General features: G+C 44.4%; 13 protein-coding genes. 11 read left to right on the plus strand and 2 right to left on the minus strand.

Going from position 1 to position 21,449, the window contains the following annotated elements; translation table 11 throughout:
• The first annotated feature begins 184 nt into the window (after positions 1 to 184).
• From pgsC to K8O68_RS08315, 5 genes are all read left to right on the plus strand, one after another.
• Positions 185 to 637, plus strand: a complete 453-nt coding sequence (gene pgsC, locus K8O68_RS08295; RefSeq protein WP_230896439.1) for a poly-gamma-glutamate biosynthesis protein PgsC — start codon at positions 185 to 187, stop codon at positions 635 to 637.
• A 56-nt stretch (positions 638 to 693) separates the two neighbouring features.
• Complete coding sequence (locus K8O68_RS08300) at positions 694 to 1,854, plus strand: CapA family protein (protein WP_230896440.1); 1,161 nt, start codon at positions 694 to 696, stop codon at positions 1,852 to 1,854.
• A gap of 6 nt (positions 1,855 to 1,860) precedes the next feature.
• Complete coding sequence (locus tag K8O68_RS08305; RefSeq protein ID WP_230896441.1) at positions 1,861 to 4,002, plus strand: gamma-glutamyltransferase; 2,142 nt, start codon at positions 1,861 to 1,863, stop codon at positions 4,000 to 4,002.
• A gap of 69 nt (positions 4,003 to 4,071) precedes the next feature.
• The gene (locus tag K8O68_RS08310; RefSeq protein ID WP_230896442.1) at positions 4,072 to 5,100 is read left to right on the plus strand and encodes a hypothetical protein; all 1,029 of its coding nucleotides are present in this window, start codon (positions 4,072 to 4,074) and stop codon (positions 5,098 to 5,100) included.
• Positions 5,101 to 5,592: 492 nt separating this feature from the next.
• Complete coding sequence (locus K8O68_RS08315) at positions 5,593 to 7,485, plus strand: C40 family peptidase (RefSeq protein ID WP_230896443.1); 1,893 nt, start codon at positions 5,593 to 5,595, stop codon at positions 7,483 to 7,485.
• 299 nt (positions 7,486 to 7,784) lie between these two features.
• Here K8O68_RS08315 and K8O68_RS08320 read toward each other — a convergent pair whose 3' ends face one another.
• Both K8O68_RS08320 and K8O68_RS08325 read right to left on the minus strand, forming a co-directional pair.
• Positions 7,785 to 8,777: a C40 family peptidase gene (locus K8O68_RS08320; protein WP_230896444.1), complete on the minus strand. Its 993-nt coding sequence runs from the start codon at positions 8,775 to 8,777 to the stop codon at positions 7,785 to 7,787.
• Between the two features lie 554 nt (positions 8,778 to 9,331).
• Complete coding sequence (locus tag K8O68_RS08325; protein WP_230896445.1) at positions 9,332 to 13,096, minus strand: peptidoglycan-binding protein; 3,765 nt, start codon at positions 13,094 to 13,096, stop codon at positions 9,332 to 9,334.
• A 380-nt stretch (positions 13,097 to 13,476) separates the two neighbouring features.
• On the opposite strand from K8O68_RS08325, the gene K8O68_RS08330 reads away from it, so the two are divergent.
• The 6 genes from K8O68_RS08330 to K8O68_RS21600 are packed head-to-tail and all read left to right on the plus strand — an operon-like array spanning position 13,477 to position 21,334.
• On the plus strand, positions 13,477 to 14,595 hold the full coding sequence (locus K8O68_RS08330) for a glycosyltransferase family protein (RefSeq protein WP_230896446.1): 1,119 nt from the start codon (positions 13,477 to 13,479) through the stop codon (positions 14,593 to 14,595).
• 24 nt (positions 14,596 to 14,619) lie between these two features.
• Positions 14,620 to 15,393 carry a glycosyltransferase family 2 protein gene (locus K8O68_RS08335; RefSeq protein ID WP_230896447.1) on the plus strand — a complete coding sequence of 258 codons (774 nt, stop codon included), beginning with the start codon at positions 14,620 to 14,622 and terminating at the stop codon, positions 15,391 to 15,393.
• A gap of 52 nt (positions 15,394 to 15,445) precedes the next feature.
• Entirely contained in the window at positions 15,446 to 16,222 is a 777-nt protein-coding gene (locus K8O68_RS08340; protein WP_230896448.1) for an ABC transporter permease, read from the plus strand.
• Between the two features lie 15 nt (positions 16,223 to 16,237).
• The gene (locus K8O68_RS08345) at positions 16,238 to 17,845 is read left to right on the plus strand and encodes an ABC transporter ATP-binding protein (RefSeq protein WP_230896449.1); all 1,608 of its coding nucleotides are present in this window, start codon (positions 16,238 to 16,240) and stop codon (positions 17,843 to 17,845) included.
• 35 nt (positions 17,846 to 17,880) lie between these two features.
• Positions 17,881 to 19,830, plus strand: coding sequence for a glycosyltransferase family 2 protein (locus K8O68_RS08350; protein WP_230896450.1), 1,950 nt, complete (start codon positions 17,881 to 17,883; stop codon positions 19,828 to 19,830).
• A gap of 31 nt (positions 19,831 to 19,861) precedes the next feature.
• Positions 19,862 to 21,334: an ATP-grasp fold amidoligase family protein gene (locus tag K8O68_RS21600; protein WP_230896451.1), complete on the plus strand. Its 1,473-nt coding sequence runs from the start codon at positions 19,862 to 19,864 to the stop codon at positions 21,332 to 21,334.
• The last annotated feature ends 115 nt before the right edge of the window (positions 21,335 to 21,449 follow it).

Genomic DNA, 21,449 nt, shown 5'->3' on the forward strand with positions numbered 1-21,449 from the left:
GCAGCCAGGGAGGTTAGAAGAAGGCGGCAGCTACAGCAGCTTTCATTCATTCGGTTACCGGATGAGCAGGTTGCTTAGTGAAGTGATGGGCGGAAAAAGACCGGTGAGATTTAAATCAGGCTGATGGCTGGAACGGGACGCGGGCTGACTGGCTAAGGGCGAAAAAGAAAGGAGTGGGCAATCGATGTTCGGATCAGATTTGTATATAACCTTGGTGACAGGGGTGGTGTTAAGTCTTTTATATGCGGAAAAAGCAGGTGTTCTTCCCGGCGGGATCATCGTGCCCGGTTACCTGGCACTTATTTTCGACCAGCCTTTCTTTATCATGTCGATTTTTTTTATAAGCTGCCTTATCTATCTTTTAGTTGTTCATGTGCTTGCTCGTTTTACTATTTTATACGGGAGACGAAAGTTCGCTGCCATGCTTTTAACAGGAGTGGCCCTGAAGCTGGCCTTTGATTACCTGTACCCGGTGATGCCATTTGAAATATATGAACTGCGCGGAATCGGAGTGATCGTCCCCGGACTCATCGCCAATTCCTTTCAAAAGCAAGGCGTCCTTATTACCGTAACAAGCACCATGGTATTAAGCGGCATCACCTTCGCCCTCATCACAGCCTACTATTTTATCTGGTAAAAAAAGGGGGGTCTGACCCCTTTGTGAAATAACCCCTTTGTGGAGGAGGTGTTAGTTTGGATAAGCTGTTTACATACAAGGAGCGGCTGCTGCGGTGGTCAAAGGCGCATAAGAAGAAGCTGACTCTTCATACGTCTGTGCTGGCTGTAGGACTAGGGCTTGTGCTCGTATTTTCCCAATACTTGCCGGCTGCCCAGGCGCCTGAAGTGGAAAAAGCGGAGGGGACGGCGCTGACGGCGAGCTTTGTCGGTGATTTAATGTTTGACAGGCATATTAAAGACGTCATTAAAGAGAAGGGCTATGATTATCTGTTTGAGTATTCAGAGCCGTACTTTAATGAGTCAGATTTTTGCACAGGCAGCTTCAAACATCCGGTCCATGTCCCGGGGGAAGATCTGCCGCCTAATGAGGAGCAGCAGGTCGTCTTTTCAGCTGAGCCGGACGCGGTAAACGCACTTGCTGACAGGAATTTCAAATCAGTATCAATCGCCAACAATAACATTAATGATTACGGCTATCTCGGTTTCAGATCGACCGTTAATTTTTTTGAAGATCATGATGCGATTGACGCGGCTGGGGTCATGAATGATCTGGATGATGTGGAGAACGCGGTTTACTTCGAGCATGACGGTATGACGATTGCCACTTTAGGCGCTTCCGATATCGTGGCGGCGAATTCAGCGGCAACCACTTTCCGTCCGGGGATCATGCCTCTGGATCGTCCTGAGCTGGTTATCTCATCTATTTTAAAAGCCGGTGAAAGAGCGGATCTCGTCATTGTCCACACCCACTGGGGAGAGGCGTACGACTCCCATGTGACAAACAGACAGCGTGAATTGGCCCGTGCGATGTCCCGGGCAGGGGCAGATGTGATTATCGGCCACTACCCTCATGTCCTGGCGCCTGTTGAAGTGTATAACGATACGCTCATTTTTTACAGCCTCGGAAACTTTATTTTTGACCAGGGCTGGTCGCGGACAAGGCAGACAGCCCTGGCACACTACCGTCTTTTTGAAGACGGAAAGGCAGAAGTGGAACTCGTGCCGTTTGTCATGCATGAAGGGCAAGTGAGACCGCCGGGAGAGCAGTCTTTCAGGCGAAGGAGCATCGAGCGGATGCTGACGAAACGCCTTGATAATAACCAGTGGAAGAAGCGGAACGGAAATGTTGTCATTCCTTTAAACCATTCGCGGGCCATAGCCGGGAGAGGAGAGTGATCATCTATGCGGTTACGAAAACTGACAAACGTCATAGGCATTCCTCTCATCATTATATTTGTAGTGATGGCTTATATCGAAGTGTCCCCTGCCCAGGAGATTGATGAGATAGTGAGAGATGATACGTTCACAGGAGTAGATGCCGATACGGGATATATCGTCAGTGCCGCGAACCCTTATGCTGTTGATGCGGGAACCGCCGTTCTTGAGAACGGAGGAAACGCCATTGATGCGGCTCTAGCTGTCTCGTTTACGCTTGGTGTAGTGGAACCGTACGGGTCAGGAATCGGCGGGGGCGGTTCCATGCTAATCTACGACCCGACCGCCAACGAAGAAGAAAAAGTCAGTTATATAGACTACCGTGAAACCGCCCCCCTTGCCCTGCCAAATGAGCAAAGGGGTCAGACCCCCCATAATTTGACAGCCGGGATGGCAGATTTCGGGGTGCCGGGGTTTCTTAAAGGGATGGATTATTTGCACAGAAATTATGCGACGGTGCCTTTGGATGAGCTAATGCAGCAGGCCATTCTGCTAGCAGACAACGGATTTGAAGTGGATAAATATCTGGCAGAGCGATTTTATTATGCACAGAACCGGTTGAACCCTGCCGACATTCCGCATTATTTCCCGGAAAATAATTTTATCCAGCAGGGAAATACGCTTGTTCAGAAGGAATTAGCGGAAACTCTACAGGAAATTTCAGCAAAAGACAGCCTGGAATCTTATTTTCTTAACGAATTCGCGACAGACATGGCCGCCAGGTTCCCGCTTTTAAGCGAAGAGGATTTCCGGCAATACGAGGTGCTGACAGATCAGAAGCCCGCAACAGGGCAATTTGATGAGTATACCGTTCATGCTGCCCCGGCTCCTCTTGGCGGACCGGTATTTATCCAGGCTCTGCAAATGGCTGAATTGATGGACGTGGACGACCACGAGATATTCCGTCTGCCTGAAGATGTAAATGTGGCGGACAGGGATGCGTATACAGATGTCGAAAAGCCAGTTGAAGATGACGCTATTGAAATAACAGAAGCCGAAAGACAGGAACAGTTAAGAAAAACAGACTCTTACATCGGTTTTATAGAAAAAATGATTGGAATCAATTATGAAACATACAGGGACAGGCTAAGAAACATAGGTGACCCTCATACGTCTGAAGAAGCCAGGCAGAAACTTGCTGAAGCAGTAACCTGGGAGAAATCGAGCGAGCTTGTGAATAACTGGTATGAGTATCTCGATAAAAGAGAGCATCAGCGTCGTTTTGAAGAAGGTGGGGAAGAGGATTTTCTTGAAGATGGAACGGAATCCTACATTCCTCCCGTTTACGTTAAAAAAGATATGATGACCGAAAAAGCTGCCGGGAAACACGCCAGTCAGCCCCTTGCAGCAGGAGCCCTTCCAGACATGCCGGCTCAACAGTCAGAACGCGATCAGGGAGCGGCGGAATCATTTTTTGACGCTGAAGCAGAAATAAACCAGCATAACAATACAACTCATTTTGTCATCATTGATAAAGAGGGACGGATGGTGTCGGCGACGCATACGTTAAGCAACTTTTTTGGCTCTGGGCAATATTATAAAGGTTTCTTCTTAAACGACCAGCTCAGTAATTTCAGTGAAACGCCAGGGGCGATTAATGAGCCTTACCCCGGAAGGCGTCCGCGAAGTTTTATGAGCCCGGCTATTTTAGTAAAAGAAAATGGCGGCAAGGTTGAAGAATTAATCGGTCTCGGATCTCCGGGAGGCGCGCGGATTCCGATGATGATGGCACAGATAATGGTTTTTTACAGCATGTATGAGATGGATTTTGAAGAAGCGATGACTTATATGACCCGCTTCCAATACGATTTCAATGATGAAGCGGGAGAATATGAAATCAGACTTGAGCCGAAATTCCGTGAATTAGAAGGATACGCTGATATACGCGAAGGACTCAAAGAGCGGGGGTATCCGGTCACCCTTGAATTTGGGCAGATGTATTTCGGGGGCATCCAGGCTGCGGTTTATGATGCTGCAACCCAGGAACTTTACGGGTACGCCGACCCAAGGCGTGGCGGAAAAGCAGGCGGGGCAGATGAAAGCGAAGCCGGAGCGGCCGGGGAAACAGCAGAGGTTGCGGATGGCCCTGAGTTGGAGCCCGGTCCTTGACCTGCTTCACCTCCCGAAAACTCTATCCACACAGATAAAAGAGTCTATTAAGAAAAGAAGGTGAGAAACATGGAGCAGTCCAAGCGCCCGGGCGTGAATCGAAAACTGAAACGGCTAGTCTTTCACCTGTTGTTCCCTCTCGTTTTCCTAACGGCTGTCTTACTTTTTATGGTCGTCTTCAGACATGAGGAGGAAATGACAAATGCAGAAAAAAGAGCAATCGAATCGGTAACGTTTGAGGAAGAATGGGCCCGATACGGCCATTTGCCAGTGCACTTAGTAGAGGCGACTGAAGGACTGCCTTCCCCTTTAAAAAGCCGGATTATCCACCGGATGATGGACGAAATCCCGCTCCATGTCATGCAGCTTCCATCAGAGGAACTCGCAGCTGAAACTCATGGCGCCTTCGCCGGGTTTACAGCAGGAAATGAAAAGGATGAACCTGTCTTCTTCACTACTGTAAATGACGAAACAGCCATGAGAGACCTGCCAGGATGGCTAGTGCATTTTTCAAACCGGTTTAACGAGGTATATAACACACGGGATATGCTTGATATTACTTTTCTTCCTCCAAACGAGGCATCAAGAGTCATAATGGAAACAATCGAAGAAGAAAAAGAAAAAAGGTTAGAAGAGGAAGAGCTTGAACAGGCTGAAGGGAAGCCGGGGGTCTACTCCGGGTTCGGAGAAGAGGAAGACGAACCAATCCCCGTTTACAGAAAAATTGCAAAGGATATTCGTGCGCAGAGCCCGGACGTGGTCCTTTTGGATTTTGATCTGATAGCCGAGCATTTGGAGCATGATGAAGTTAAAATAGCAGAAGGCGGAATGACAGGTGTGGAAGAGACCGTCGATCAGACATATGAGTTTCTCGAAGCACTTTACCGGTCAATCGATACGTTTACAACGTACATTTTATTCAGTGACGAAGTATTTGAACATTTAGGCCTCTCTCCGACAGAGCAGCTTGAGGACCAGCTGAATCTGTTGGCTGACCAGAATGAGTACGTCCACGTCGTAAGAATTCCTTCATATAATAAAGAGGATGAACAAGAATGGGCAGAAAACCACATTCTTCCTCTCTTCTACCGCAGGTAAATGGAAAGAGCTGGGGGGTCTGACCCCCCAGTTTTTGGAATTCCAAAATAACACAAAAAAAGAAACAAGCGATGACTCCCTGGGACGGGGGAGCATCGCTTGTTTCTTCGCTTAAGTAAAGACTAAGTCTTTACTAAGCAAATATATCAAAATGATAGGGGGGGAGAGATGAAAGTGGTGGATTTCAACTCTTAATTCTAGTATACCCATATGCAGAGACTTAAAACATTATTTTCGAAAAAATGTTTTAAAGTTTTAAAAAGAAACGCTTAAGGCAGATAGCAGACGGTCATAAACCTTTTTCGGGACATTTGTTAAGTCTAAAGTATGACTATTATATATAAAACTTGCTACTAAATGACAAAAATACGAAAATAGTCCATTAGAACCTACTAATATAACTATTAAATTGATAAAATTACCTTTACTATTGTCTTTATTTTAGGAGTTTAGACCCTTTTAATTAAAAAATATGAGGAAAGAGGTGGATGTATGTCTGTTTTTGAATCTAAAGTTCGTTCAACACTCCTTTTTTCAGCTGCCACTGTAGGTGCTGTTCTTGTAGCGCCGAATTTAGCTGAAGCATCTTTCGGGGAGAAAAATCTTCGTTTTGGAATGGAAGACTCTGATGTGAAAGTTTTACAGGAGCGCCTTAAAGAGAAAGGTTTTTTTAATTTCCATACGGCCACAGGTTATTTTGGAGAATTGACGAGGGAAGCAGTGATTAAATTTCAGAAAGAGCACGGCCTTTCCCAGGACGGTATCGTTGGGCCGCAGACTTTCAGCGTGTTAAACGGAAACAGTTCAAGTTCAGGGCAATCGAAAACGCGGAATTCAAATTCCGGAAATAACTCATCACAAAGCTCTGCTTCAAGTACATACAGTTCTGAATCATCTTCTTCACTTTCTTCTATAAATAATACGAGCCAGGTTATGCGAAACGGAACGAGAAATCAAGATGTTTCAAGTTTACAAGCTTACTTGAAAAAAGCTGGTTTCTATGAGCACTCTCAAATAACCGGAATATATGGAAATATGACACAGAAGGCCGTCCGCAATTTTCAGCAGGCAAGAGGATTGACTGCGGATGGGCTGGCCGGTCCGCAAACGTTATCTAAAGTGAACAAAGAAATTGGCGGAACTGCTCCTTCAAAGTCATCTTCAAGCCGTTCAGGAAGCTCTGCAGATACTGTCTCTAACAGCAGCGGATCGGCAAGTTTATCAGGAGTTGTACTAAGACAGGGGGCCAGAGGAGCTGCAGTTGAGGAACTGCAGAAACGATTAAAGGACCTCGGATATTACACTTCCTCTATCGATGGGGCTTACGGACCGTTAACAGTAGCAGCGGTGAGAGAATTACAGCGCCAGTCCAATATTTCTGTCGATGGGATTTTCGGCCCGCAGACTTACCGTCAGCTGGACAATGGAAACTCGTCAAACTCTGATTCATCTTCAAGGTCTTCCGGAAACTCGTCACAAACCAGCTCTGGAAACAGCAGCAGTTCAACAGATCTTTCAGGAGTCGTATTAAGACAAGGGGCGAGCGGAAGCCAGGTAAGAGAACTTCAGCAGAGGTTAAAAGATTTAGGCTACTATACATCGTCAGTGGACGGCTCATTCGGAAGTGGAACGGCAGAAGCCGTCCGGAAGCTGCAAAGGCAGACTAACATTTCGGTCGACGGCGTTTTTGGCCCGCAAACTTTAAGGCAGCTGGAAAAAAACATCAAATACAGTTCTTCTTCAAGTTCATCAGGCAGCAGTTCATCCTCAGCTCCGGTCCTTAAAGAAGGAAGCAGAGGTTCAAATGTCAGTGAACTTCAAAATATGCTGAAAGCCACGGGTCACTACAACAGCCAGATTACCGGCGTATTCGGCCAGTTAACGAAAGAAGCGGTCCGGAAGTTTCAAAACCAGTGGGGACTGATTGCTGACGGGATTGCTACAAAGTCCACTTTGGAAAAGCTTGAAGAAGTAGCTGCCGTTCATATGAGTGAATCCCGTTCAAATTCCGGATCCTCCCAAAGCTTTAATACGATGAACCTGATTGCAGATGCATCAAATTATATTGGTGTCCCTTACGTGTGGGGCGGCACCACAGCTTCCGGGTTCGATTGCAGCGGATTTATACAGCATGTCTTCCGTAATAACGGAGTTAATTTACCGCGGACAGTCGCCCAGCAATGGGATGCGACCAGGCCGGTCTCAAAGCCGCAAGTCGGCGACATTGTTTATTTTACAACGTACCGGGCAGGCCCTTCCCACAATGGCATATATATAGGAAACAATCAGTTTATCCATAGCGGTTCCTCTACAGGCGTGACGATTACGAGCATGGACAACAGTTACTGGTCTCCTCGTTACCTTGGAGCCCGCCGGGCAAGATAATAGACGTTTAAAGCTGTAAACCAACAAAGGTTTACAGCTTTTTTAATAGTTATTTAAGACTGATATTTTAAGATGACTAAGCTGATTCCAAAAGCTTCAAAGGAACATACACAACATGTTTTCCATGCAGATTTGGCTCCTGTCTAAGTGAAAAACCACGTAAAAAATCCCCCATGGACGAGGGGGATTCCAATAAATTGTTAAATTTAACGTTTAGTATATTTTATAGAGGGAAAGTAGTTTTATAGTTGCTAAATTCAGTTTGAGTTGGTTAGTAGATTGAATACTTAATTGTTAAATTACAGACGGCCAGCTCCGATGTAGTGAGAGCTCCAGTATGGGTTGCTCATGCTGGAAACTGTAACACCAGTAGACGCGCCTGAGTGAATGAATTGTCCGTTACCTAAGTAGATTCCAGCGTGTGAAGGACCAGTACGCGTTTCAAAGAAAACGATGTCCCCACGGCTTGGGCTGGATACTTTAGTTGCTGCATTGTACATTTGGCTTACAGTACGCGGAATGCTCTTTCCGTGCTGGTTGTATACATAGTTAATAAAACCGCTGCAGTCAAATCCTGAAGGAGTCGTTCCACCCCATTGGTATCTTGTGCCTATTACGCTTCTAGCAGTAGAAATCATTGCATCCACGCTGGATGAAGAAGAACTGCTCACTGTTGTCGCGTTGTTTGAGCTGCTTGAGCTTGAACCACTTGATGCAGTTGAACTGTTAGAAGATCCGGACGTTCCGTTGATGGCTCCGTAAGTTTGCGGGCCGGCAATTCCGTCAACAGAAATTCCTGCACTTCGTTGGAAGTCACGGACAGACTGTCGAGTTTTTGGTCCGTAAACACCAGAGTTTCCGCCTTCAAAGCCACGCTCAGCAAGAGCTCGCTGTAATTGGCGAACCTGGTCTCCGCGAGCACCCGGACGTAAAACTGTGTTAAAAGAAATTGTAGTATTTCCTGAGCTTTGGCTTACCTGAGATGTGTTTGAGCTGCTTGAGCTATTTCCTGATACACCAAGTGCACGGAATGTTTGAGGACCTGCGATCCCGTCAACAGAAATCCCTTTACTTCTTTGGAAGTCACGAACAGCTTGTCTAGTAATAGTTCCGAAATAGCCTGTTGAGTTAGCAGAAAAATGACCTGTGTCCCGCAGGGCATCTTGCAACTCAGTAACGTCACCGTGTCGAACTCCTTCGCGTAATGTCTGATCTCCTAATGCTGCGTCGAATGCTGTCGGCATTACGAACAGACTTCCTGCTAATACCACACTCATTACCACTTTTTTCATTATGTTACTCTCCCCTTAATCTTTTAAGTTAGTTAGTTATCTCTTAATCCAAAACTAAGTTTATATGAAAAATTATGAAAGAACAATAGAATTTGCCACACGTTAACTAACTATAACGTCTCTGTAAAATTTGTAATATAATTTAATTTTTTGACACTTTGTGTTTAGTTCTTGTAATTAAAATAAGCCGGTTATTCCTAAGACTTATCAATAGGCCTTATTAATTTGTAAAAAATTTACATGACAGGAATGTTACAAAAAATATTATATCGTTCGGATTTAGAAAGAGGTGCCGGACAGCATTTTAGTATTTTTTCATGAATGATAGATACTTTTGGAGACTGATTTGAGAATGTTAAATCAGGTCATTTTTACACAATATTTATTATTTTGAATTTGTTACTTTAAGTGATAGAGGCTTTTTTAAGAGAGGTATTAAATGCAGTTTGTATAATGGAATAAAAAGGAAGGAAAAGCGTGTATAACCAGCTGCTGGTTTATATAAAAAAGGCTTTACACGTCTAACGCGTGTAAAGCCTTATTAAAACATTCGTTTATCTGAAATAATTAATTAATCCGTCGCGGATACCTTCAGCAGCACGATCACGGTAAGCATCTGACCGCAGCTTTGCTGCATCGTCAGGGTGATCTTTAAAACCTACTTCAAGTAACGCACTTGGAATTTGGGTTTCACGCACAACGTGATAATTACCTTCAGCTACCCTGCGGTAGTGAGTTCCCATTTTAGCTACTGTAGCATCCTGAATCGCATGCGCAAGTTTAATACTGTTGGCACGTTCATATTTTCCGTGCCAAAATGTTTCTGTTCCCCTTGCTGTGCCATTAAACATATTCGTATGCACACTGACAAAGACGTCCGCACCAGATCTGTTCGCGATAAACGACCGCTGACTGAGAGACAGGAAGAAATCAGTGCGTCGGATCATAATGACCTCGGCACCTGCTTCTCTCAGAAGCTTTTCAGCACGAAGACTGATATCAAGAACGACATCTTTTTCTTTCATACCGCCCCCAACACCACCTGCGTCCTGAGCTCCGTGACCGGGGTCAAGGACAATTGTCTTGCCAGCTAATGGTCCGGTACTTGAAGACTGTTTAGTAGCCAGCTGAATATATCCTGCAGATACATACCCCGTTTTACTGCCATCATATCTGATTTGGTGCCAGCTGTTCTGGCTTGACCGGCTGTAAGTTGAAATGATTTCGACCCGGTCGTCTCTGGAGAGGGAATCAATGACACCATTTGAAGTGCCAGGGCCGGAACGGACATTTAACGAACTGCCATTAACGTAGCCGATAATTGAGCTTCCGTCAAAATCTTCATCATTATAAATTTCTTCAATATGAAGCCCTGAAACATAGGCATGGCCGCCGTTAAAAGCAATCTTGTACCAGCCATTGCTTTCCTTGGAGATCAGACTGACAATTGATCCATTAGATAAAGATCCCACTGTACCATAACTGGTAGAAGGGCCGCTCCTGACATTTAAGGAGGTGGCCGTAACTCTGCCTTGCTGGGCAGTTTCCTCTATTAACTGAGAGATCATTTCTAAAGTAGGGCCGTCGCCTATTCCATTGACAACTAAACCATTTCGTTCCTGGAATTGACTAACAACCCCGGCTGTTACAGAACCATAAGACGCAGAGGGGCTGCTTGGGAAATTTCCGTAACCAAGCCTGGTCAGGTCCTGCTTCAACTCCCTTACATGGTCACCGTTTTGTCCGTTTGAATAAGGCGAATTAAAAAGGCTGTCCATGTAATCTAACGTTCTTTCATCCGGAATACCAGTAACAGAAAGCCCGTAATAATTTTGGAACTCTTCTACAACTCCCAAAGTGACAGATCCAAATCGTTCAGACGGATCAGAAGGGAAGTTCCCGAAGCCAAGTTTAGTTAAATCAAGTTTTAACTCGCGTACATGAGGACCTTCAGCGCCGTCATAGAAAACAGTAGTAAGTGCCTGGTCAATAGCGGCAAGCGTATCGGCATCCGCTATGCCTGTCACACTTAAATTGTAGGCACGCTGGAAGTCTTCGACCACGCCCATCGTGACAGGACCATAGCGCTCAGACGGATCAGAAGGGAAGTTCCCAAAACCGAGCCTGGTTAAATCAAGTTTCAAATCTCGTATATGCGGACCTTCAGCGCCATCATAAAACGCTGTTTGCAAAGCTTCCTCAATAGCGGCAAGCGTATCGGCATCCGCTATACCCGTCACGCTTAAGTTGTAAGCGCGCTGGAAGTCTTCGACCACGCCCATCGTGACAGGTCCAAAGCGCTCAGACGGATCGGAAGGGAAGTTCCCGAATCCAAGATTAGTTAAATCCAATTTTAAATCACGTACATGAGGGCCTTCAGCGCCATCATAAAACGCTGTTTGCAAAGCTTCCTCAATAGCAGCAAGCGTATCGGCATCCGCTATGCCCGTCACGCTTAAGTTATGAGCACGCTGGAAGTCCTCGACAACGCCCATAGTGACAGGGCCGTAGCGTTTAGACGGATCAGAAGGGAAGTTCCCGAAACCAAGCCTGGTTAAATCCAGTTTTAAATCACGCACATGCGGGCCCTCGGCGCCATCGTAATAAGCTGTTTTTAAAGCTTCGTCAATAGCAGCAAGCGTATCGGCGTCCGCTATGCCCGTTACGCTTAAGTTGTAAGCGCGCTGGAAGTCTTCGACCACGCCCATAGTGACAGGGCCGTAGCGCTCAGACGGATCAGAAGGGAAGTTTCCAAAACCGAGATCAGTTAAATCCAGTTTTAAATCCCGTACGTAAGGGCCTTCAGCGCCATTGTAAAAAGTTGTTTCTAAAAGATGGTCAATAAGATTTAATGTTTCATTATCAGCAATTCCGGTAATAGGAAGACTATAAGCGGCTTGAAATTCTTCAACGACTCCCATAGTGACCGGGCCGTAAGTAGTAGACGGATCACTTGGGAAGTTCCCGAATCCAAGCAAGCTTAAATTATTTTTCAATTCAACTGTCTCTTCGTTTGTCAGCGTTTCGGCAGTTGAAGTTGAAAAAAGCTGAACATCCTCATCATTCTTTTCTTGATCCTTCTTTTCCTCTTCTAGGGCGGAATTCTCAGAAGGGTCTTCTTTTTGTTCTTCTTTTGATTTTTCATTATCAGAATCTTTATCAGACTCTTTTTCTTCAGCTAAAGCATCTTCTTCATTGGTTTTATCGCCATCAAGATCGCTGTCTTCCTCTTTTGCATCCTGACCTTTTTGGGTCTCTTCAGAGTCTTTCTCGGAATCTTTATCAGACTCTTCTTCCTCAGCTAAAGCATCTTCTTCATTGCTTTTATCGCCGTCAAGATCAGTGTCTTCCTCTTTTGCATCCTGATCTTTTTGGGTCTCTTCAGAGTCTTTCTCAGAATCTTTGTCGGACTCTTCCTCTTCAGTTAAAGCTTTTTCTTCCTTACTATTTTCTTCAGGAGTTTCATTTAATTCACTTTCTTCTTCCAAAGCTTCTTTTTCTGAATCGGAAGCCTCATTACTTTCATTACTACCACTGTCTTCCTCTTCTTTGGAAGCTTCAGCTTTAACCAGTTCAATTTCTACGCTTTCTTCATGCTCGTTTCCGGCAGGATCAAGCAAATGAAAAGATGCGACTGTAGTACCTTCCTGCAGTTTATTGTCTAATAGGAAAGAACCGTCACTCTCATGAGAAAGTTCTCCTTCCTCATAGACATCGCCCTCTTGTTCCAGTGTATAAGAGAGGCCGACATGAAAAGCGTCGAAATAATCTTTCGTAAATAAAGAAATGACCTTACCTTCAAGAATATTCTCTTCTAATACATTCTCTTCTTCACCAGGGAAGCTGAGTTCAAGGGAGGGTTGTTCACTATTTTGAACAAAGACCGCCTGATCAAGAGCTGTCTGGGCAAAATCTTCTTCGCCGTCAAAAGGCTCTTCGGTTAAGGTAATGTAATAGATACCATCTTCCAGGGAAATAACGTCACTTTCTCCGCCATTCTCTAAAGTGAAGTCCCACTTGTAGAGTTGGCTGTTTTCACTGTTTAATGAGACATCCGGAAACTTTCCGAGAAGTTCTTCTTTATCAGCATCAAATAAGTAAAGGTTGAGATTCTCTTCATCGCCTTCATAAGTGACAGTGAGTTCTTCTTCGTTTGCCTGGTTGAAAATCCGGGGTTCGACCGTCAATAAGGAACTTTCTTCATCCTCCTTATGTAACAGATCTTCAATTCCTCCTGCAGCAGCAGGTACAACTGAAGAAAACGAGAGCAGCCCAGCAAGATTGACAACCATGAACTGTCGTAAAAACTTCTTTGACAACTGTTTCAGCTCCTTAATTCAATACAAATTTATTAAGTTTTCAGCTTGCGCTGGTTGTAAACCTCCTTTCATTCCTACGTACGGGAAACATTTTATTACAAAAAATGTGAGAAATCTATGAGACTATTACATAATTATGGGGGATTATGTAAAATGTAATCGATTTGTAATGTATTCTCGCAAAAATGTTGTCGAAAAGTTGATTTTGTTTTTTAAAAATCTGGTAATCCATGTGATATAATGATGAATTGGAGTATTCGTGCCTCTTAGCCCGCCCCGCTCTGCCGATACAAACATTATAAGAGCGGTCTTGCATGCTTTTGCCGGCAAGAATTTTATGCAAGATGAAAACACAAGTAACGGAAAAGGTGAGATATGTTATGGCTGACGAGAAAAAAGTAGTACATATAACGACGGTGCACCATCCGTTAGATCCGCGGATCTTTTATAAAGAATGCCGTTCACTTCAAAAAGGCGGATTCGATGTGACGCTTATTGCGCCTGAGTCAGGCGATTTAAGTGGAAAGGAAGAAGTGAAGGTCTCACCGATAAAGAAACATAAAGGCCGGTTAAAAGGAATGATTATCGGTACAATTGAAGCTTATCGTAAAGCGAAAGCGATGAAAGCAGATGTTTACCATTTCCACGACCCGGAGCTTATCCCGGTCGCATGGCTTTTAAAAAGAAAAAACAATACAGTGATCTATGATATCCACGAAGACTATGAAACAGGCATCGTACAGCGGGACTATTTAACGTTGCCAGTGAGAAAATTATTAGCTAAAATCTATAAATTGGTTGAGAAATTAATGACGAGTCAGATGGAGCTGTGTCTTGCGGAAAAGTATTATAAAGAAAAGTATCCTGAAGGGGTATGTATTCTGAATTATCCATTACTTAACGAAGCACTGCTTAATAATCGTACAGAAAAAAGTGGAAATGCCCGGGCTCTTCTTTATACAGGAAATGTCACAACAGACAGAGGAGCACTCATTCACGCAGCCATTCCAAAGGCGGACCACGACGTTTCGGTTTACTTATACGGCCGCTGCCCTGGCAGTCTGGCTTCACAAATGGAAGAGGAGGCAGGGGAAGATAAAGAGCGGCTTCATATTGAAGGTGTCGACAGGTATCTTCCAAAAGAAGAAATTGATGACGCTTATTTAAGCAGAGAATGGCTTGCAGGCATAGCTTTGTTTCCGCCGACTGACCATTATATGAAAAAAGAGCTGACCAAGTTTTTTGAATATATGACAGCAGGCATTCCCGTTCTCTGTTCCGACTTTCCTAAATGGAAAGAATTTATTGATGCCTACCAATGCGGCTTATACGTCGACCCTTATAATAAGAAGGAAATTGCAGAGGCGCTTGACTATTTAAAAGAACATCCTGATGAGGCCCGGCAAATGGGTGAAAAAGGGAAAGAAGCGGTCTTGAACCATCTTAACTGGGGAAAAGAAGAAGAGAAGCTGCTCGACTGGTATCGTTCGATCACATAAAACACTTATTCAGGGGGATGGAATATGGACACTCAATTAAATAAACCGCTTATCTCTGTCATTACCCCCGCTTATAATTCCGAAGCACATATCAGCCGGACGATAGAATCGGTCAGGGCTCAAACTTTGCCGGATTGGGAAATGATTATTACAGATGATTGTTCCAACGACCGGACGATAGACATCATCCGTTCTTTCCAGGAGAAAGACGACAGGATTAAGCTGATTCAACTGGAAAAAAATCAGGGGGCGGCGGTGGCGAGGAATACCTCAATCGCAGAAGCAAAAGGAAGATTTCTTGCTTTTTTAGACAGTGACGACCAGTGGCTCCCGCAGAAACTGGAAAAGCAGCTTCAGTTTATGCAGGCCAATGATGTCGCATTTTCATTTACTCAGTATTATCCTGTAAATGAAGCTGGAGAAAAGACAGGAGCTGTCGAGGATGAAATTCCTGATAAAATAGAGTACAATCAGCTCATAAAAAGCAACGTGATAGGATGTTTGACAGTGATGCTTGATCTTGAGAAGACAGGGCCGGTTAAAATGGTAAATATCCGTACGCGCCAGGATTATGTGCTGTGGCTTGAATTATGCAAAAGAGGCTTTCCGGCTTACAACCTCAAAGAACCTTTAGCCCTTTACCGGATCAAAGGCGAATCTATTTCAAGCAATAAATTTAAGATGGCTAAACAAAACTGGAAAGTCTACCGGGAGATTGAAAAGCTGAGTCTGCTGAAAAGCATTTGGTATTTCCTTCATTATATGTACTTGAAAACGAAAAAATATTTAAAGAAATAATTATATTATTAAGGTCTTGATATGAATAAGAATGGCGGTGTCACTAACACATATGCGAAAGTATTTAGAAGAAATAGTAAAACGGAAAGATTTAATTATATATCTCATTAGATCAGGTTTAAAAGCAGAACATAGAAACAGTTATCTCGGTTATTTCTGGTGGCTGCTGGATCCTTTAATCGGTGTCCTTATTTATTATTTCCTTATTGGTGTGATTCTTGGACGAGGCGGGGAAAACTTTGCCGTCTTCCTCGTTATCGGGTTAGTCGCCTGGCGATGGACAAGTACCACCCTGAACAGTTCAGCCAAGGCGATTCTCAGGTATTCGTCAATTATTAATCAGGTTTACCTGCCAAAATCTATTTTTCCGATGACAAGAACACTTTCCCAGCTTGTTAACTTTTCTTTCGGGCTGATCATTGTCGCAATCTTCCTTGCCGTTTACGGAATTATACCAGGCTGGCAGATCATTTATATGCCGTTAATCGTGTTTGTACAATTAATCTTTCTTTTAGCTATCAGTTTATTCCTTGCGTATATTTCTGTTTTTGTAAGAGATGTTGATAATCTGCTTTCCCATGTCACCCGTATCTGGTTTTATACATCGCCGATTATTTGGGAAGGCGGACGGATGCCTGATGAATACCAATGGGTAGTAGATATTAATCCGCTGGCGCAGATCATTAACTCTTACCGGGATATTCTGATGTACCAGTCGTCGCCTAACCTCGTGGCATTATTTTCAATAGGGGTAGCCTCGATGCTGTTTCTTGCCATGTTTTTGTATTATTACAGTAAAAACGAGTTTAAGATCATTAAAGCATTATAAAAAAGAGGGTTTGTTATGGTTACCAAATCAGAAAGGCTTCAACAGCATAGTGATGAACAGGAAGTCGTTATTCAGGCTGACAACCTCGGTGTCACGTTTACCACAGGCAACAGCGCGGACGATTATAAGTCCCACATGCTCAACCTGTTAACCGGTAAAAAAGATACAAAAGAAAAAGAAGTTGTCTGGCCTGTAAAAAACCTTAACTTTAAAGGCTACAAAGGAGAAATTCTCGGGATCATCGGCTCGAACGGGTCTGGTAAAACGACCATTTGCAAAATGATTTCGGGGATTCTCGAACCTGATGAAGGCAATTTGTACGTAGACGGTAAGGTTTCCGCCTTATTTTCCCTCGGTATGGGCTTTGATAAGGAACTGACCGGCCGGGAGAATGTGTACTTAAACGGGATGATGCTTGGCATTCCTAAGGCGAAAATAAACGAGTTTATCGATGAAATCCACGAGTTTTCAGGTTTGGGTAAATTTATGGACACGCCGATTAAAACATATTCAAGCGGGATGAAGGCGCGTCTCGGTTTCAGTGTTGCCGCATTTATGGAACCGGAAGTTCTCATATTAGATGAAGCGTTAAATACAGGGGATGCTGCGTTCGGCCAGAAAGCAGCAGAAAAAATGAAAGAATTAGTAGAAAAAGCAAAGATAGTTATTCTCGTCACCCATAGTCTCAAGTACGCCAGGCGAAACTGCGACAGGCTGATCTGGCTTGATAAAGGGGTAATCAAAGCAAACGGCGACCCAAAAGAAGTCACAGAGATGTATAAAGCCTCTGTCCCTGAAAGGAAACCGCGTCGTAGTAAGCGTCTGGAAATTGATAAAACAGATGTTACGATTAAAGACCGCACGATTGTTAAAGCGGAAAATATCGGTGTGGCTTATCAGTTAAATAAAGAAGAATTCTGGGCGTTAAGAAATAACTCTTTTGAAATTAAAGAAGGGGAAGTCGTCGGGATTATCGGCCATAACGGGGCAGGGAAAAGTACCCTTTGTAAGCTTATGACAAATATTTTAACCCCGGATGAAGGCACGCTGAATCTTCAAGGGGAAACAACTGCGCTCCTCGGCTACGGAACCGGTTTTAACAGCCAGCTGACCGGTGCGGATAACATTTACTTGAATGGGATGCTTTTAGGCATTCCAAAAAAGAGAATAGACAGGGATTTTGATAAAATTGTTGAGTTCTCTGAACTGAAAAAAGCGATTGACAAACCAATTAAGCATTATTCGAGCGGGATGCAGGCAAGGCTTGGTTTCAGTATTGCCGCAACATTAAAACCGGATATTTTCATTCTTGACGAAGCCCTTTCCACAGGTGATATCGCGTTCAAGCAGAAAGCGAGTGAAAAGATTCAGGATATGATGGAGATGGCCAAAGCCGTCATTATCGTTTCGCACAGTATGGGATTCGTAGAAAAAATCTGCACAAGAGCGATCTGGATGGATCAGGGAAGAATCCAGTACGACGGCGAGCCGGAAAAGGCGATTGAGCTGTACAGAAAGAAATATAACGTTAAGAAAAAGGCAAAAAAGCGAAAAAAGAACCGGCTGGCCGGTTCAGCAGGCAAGCAGGCGAAGAAGCGTTCTGAAAGCAGGGAAACAACCTAACTCTATAAACTAATCAGAAAAGGGGTTGTCATCATATGAGCAAAATAACGCAGGTGAAGAAGGCTTTAAAAGAAAATCTGACGAAGGAACAAAAAGAATTAATCAAAAAGGTGCTGCCTTTTATCGGCCTCCCAACAGCCCGGGTACTCGGCATGAAACACAGAATGCAAAACCTCGGGTTCACTGAACGCGGGCAGGCAGATCTCGAAGCGTTCTACAACCGGACAAGCAGCCCGAAGCTTAAAAAGTATATCGCATGGCAACTTGCAGTGTGGCACACCAACCAGTCCACAAAAGAAGATGCCAAAAAAGCGTTAGATTACCTTGAGGTCGTTCTGAAAAATGAAGTTCGTCCTGAAGTGATCCGAAGAGCTACCATCCTGACAGCAGAAGCGTTTGACCGTCTAGGTTATACAGATAAAGCTGCGGAAATTACAGGCTACCTGGCAAGACGGCAGTCCCACCCGGATGTTTACCTGGCAGCTGCAAATACAGAACCGGAGCTTGAAACGCGCGTAGACTGGATGAATAAAATCTACAGGCATTATAAACTTCTGGAAGTGGAACTGGACAAAGACATGATGAAAAGCAAGTCGCCTTATGATTCGCTCGTACCAAGCGCCAAAAAAACGTTAGTTGAAAATGAGCGGCTCCTGAACAATAAGGTGACCGTCATTATGCCGGTATATAATGCTGAAGAAGTGATCCATTCGTCACTGGCGTCGATCCAGGCTCAAACGTGGACAAACCTTGAAATAATTGTGGTTGATGATAAGTCTAGTGATAAGACAGTAGACACTGTTAAAAACTATCAGGATAAAGACGACAGAATTGTCTTGATTGAAGCTCCTGAAAACGGCGGCCCATACGTTGCGAGAAACCTTGCGCTTGAACAGGCAACCGGGGACTTTATCACCATTAATGATGCGGACGACTGGTCCCACCCTGAAAAAATAGAAAAGCAGGTTCTTCACCTGATCACCAATACCAACTATGTCGGCAATATGTCTGAACAGGCCCGTATGACAGAGGACTTAACGTTTTACCGCCGAAACCGGGAAGGGGAATATATTTTCAAAAACATGTCCTCTTTTATGTTCAGAAGAGAGAAAGTTTTGGAGAAACTTGGTTACTGGGATTCGGTCAGATTTGCAGGGGACTCCGAGTTTATTTTTCGTGTATATAAAGTTTTTGGCGAACAAGCCGTGGCTGAATTACAGACTGGGCCATTATCTTACCAGCGCCAAAGCGACAATTCATTAACAGGAAATGAAGTATTCGGGTTGCCTAATTTCAAAATGGGCGCACGGAGAGAGTATGAAATGGCGCATGATGACCATCATCAGTCGGCAGAGAACCTGTATTATCCATTCCCTCAAACGGAACGCCCATTTGCGGTGCCGGAGCCGATGCGTCCGGTAAGAGAAGAGAAACAGGACGGGTTCAGACCGTTCGATATTATTGTGGCAGCTGATTTTAGAAATAAAAACGCTCTGCGAAAGCAGGAAATTGACAGCCTGATCACCCTCTCCAGGAAAGAAGGAAAGCGGCTCGGTTTCATCCAGCTGTATAAATACACTTCATCACCGTATAAAGACGTAGATCAGTTATACAGGGATCTGGTTAACAGCGGAGTGGCAGAGATGATCGTCTACGGTGAAAAAGTAACGTGTGACTGGCTCGTCGTTTCTGAACCAACCACTTTAGATGACTATCAGAAATTTGTGCCTGAAGTGAAAAGCAGACAGACAGCTATTCTTATTAAAGGGTCTTCAAAAGGACAAACTCTTGAACTGCCGGATAATAGCAGGAATGCCGAAGAGCGGGCTGAAAGCTATTTCGGCAGAAAGCCGCTATGGTTTGCGGCAGACACGGCCATTCAAAACAAAATTGACCAGGCTGCAAAAAGAAAAAACGGACTAGCTAACCTTAGAACGCAGTATTGGCCGGGACTGGAGAATCTTCCTAAGGCAGATGCCGAATAACGGATGACCCGGGAAAACGGAGGGGCTGAGTGTGAAAAATCATAATGACGAAAAATGGCGTCAGTATATGAAAAAAGAGGCTCAAAGAAAAAAAGTCCATACTGATTACAAAAAGACAAAAGATCAGCTGGATGACCTTCGGGAAGAGCACAATGCCCTTTCGCGTCATCCGCTCGTCCGGCTCGTCATAAACGTGAAAAAGGCCGGAGCCCTGCTGAAAAAAATCGTAAGAAAACTCCGTACCCCTTTAACAGGGCGATCATTTAACCGCCTGCAGAACGAAAACAGGAAGCTGAAAACAGAAGCGGGTAAATACCGAAGAAGATTAAGAGTGACAGAAGACCAGTTAAAAGAGTCGGAAGAAGCTTTGGAAAAGCTGCGCACGGAAGTCCGTCTATTAAAAGAAGAAACGGATCAGGCTGGCTCTGAGGAGCTGCTCCAATTAGTAAAAACAGCGTATGAAAAAGGGGAAATTTTTGAGAGCCTGGACCGGCTCACAAATTTAAAATCCCGCAAAAATTCATCCTATAACGAGGCGTTTCTTGCTGCGGCGAAAAAGGCGGCAGGAGAAATCGAGGAGTTAAAACTGGCTGTCTATGAGAAGATTCTGAATGGCTTAAAACCCGATGAAGTACCGGAATTTTTATTGCGGGGTATGGAAGACCGTAACACAGCCTCCCTTGAGCCGCTGTCCTCATTCAGAGGCCAGTTGACAACGAGACTGAGAAGGCGTCAGCTTGGAGAAATTCTCCCGGAATGGGAGCTGGACGACAAACAGGCCGCTTATAAGTTTGCTGAAAATCATGGATTCACCATACCTGCAGTGAACGAGACAGTCTGGACGGCAGCCTCACTTCCTAAGGAAAAAGGAACGGTCATTAAACCGGTAAACGGAGCAGGTGCGAGAGGTGTCTACCTTATCGTTAATGATGACCACATCCTCGATGTCAAGAGGTCAGAAGTGTTAACGAATGTCAGCGAGCTTGACGAAAACATGGCTGAAGACCTCCATCTGAACTGGGTCAGCAGCGATCAATGGAAAACAGAAGAGTTGTTCTACAATGATCAGACATATAGCGAACCGGCTCGAGATTTAAAGTTTTACTGTTTTTACGGAAAAGCAGCTCTCATCCTTGAAGTTAAGAGATTTCCAGAGCCGGCTTACTGCTGGTGGACGCCGGAAGGCAAACCAGTTCGAACAGGTAAATACGAAAAAGCCCTGATGAAAGGAAACGGATTTTCACAAGCCGACTTAGCTGAAGTTGAAGAGTTCAGCTTAAAAATCCCGGCTCCTTTTTGCCGGATCGATTTCCTTTCGAGCGATAAAGGGCTCGTATTTGGAGAAATCACCCCTAAACCGGGGAATTACGACCATTTTAATAAACAGACCGATCAGCTGCTGGGGGAGTATTACCTCCAGGCAGAAGGCAGGCTCATGAGTGATTTACTTAATGGCAAGCCGTTTCCTGAATTCAGGAATAACACTGGCCATGATCGATCTTAAGTCCTGCGGTGGTATGTCAATTGACAATTAATCAGGTATTAAATTATTAAGTCCCATTTTTCCTGAAAAAGGCCGTAAGAAACTAGCCTAGTAATTAAATGGAAATTACTAGGAG

Origin of the sequence: Salipaludibacillus sp. CUR1 (assembly GCF_021028955.1) — a bacterium.
Taxonomy (GTDB): Bacteria; Bacillota; Bacilli; order Bacillales; family Salisediminibacteriaceae; genus Salipaludibacillus.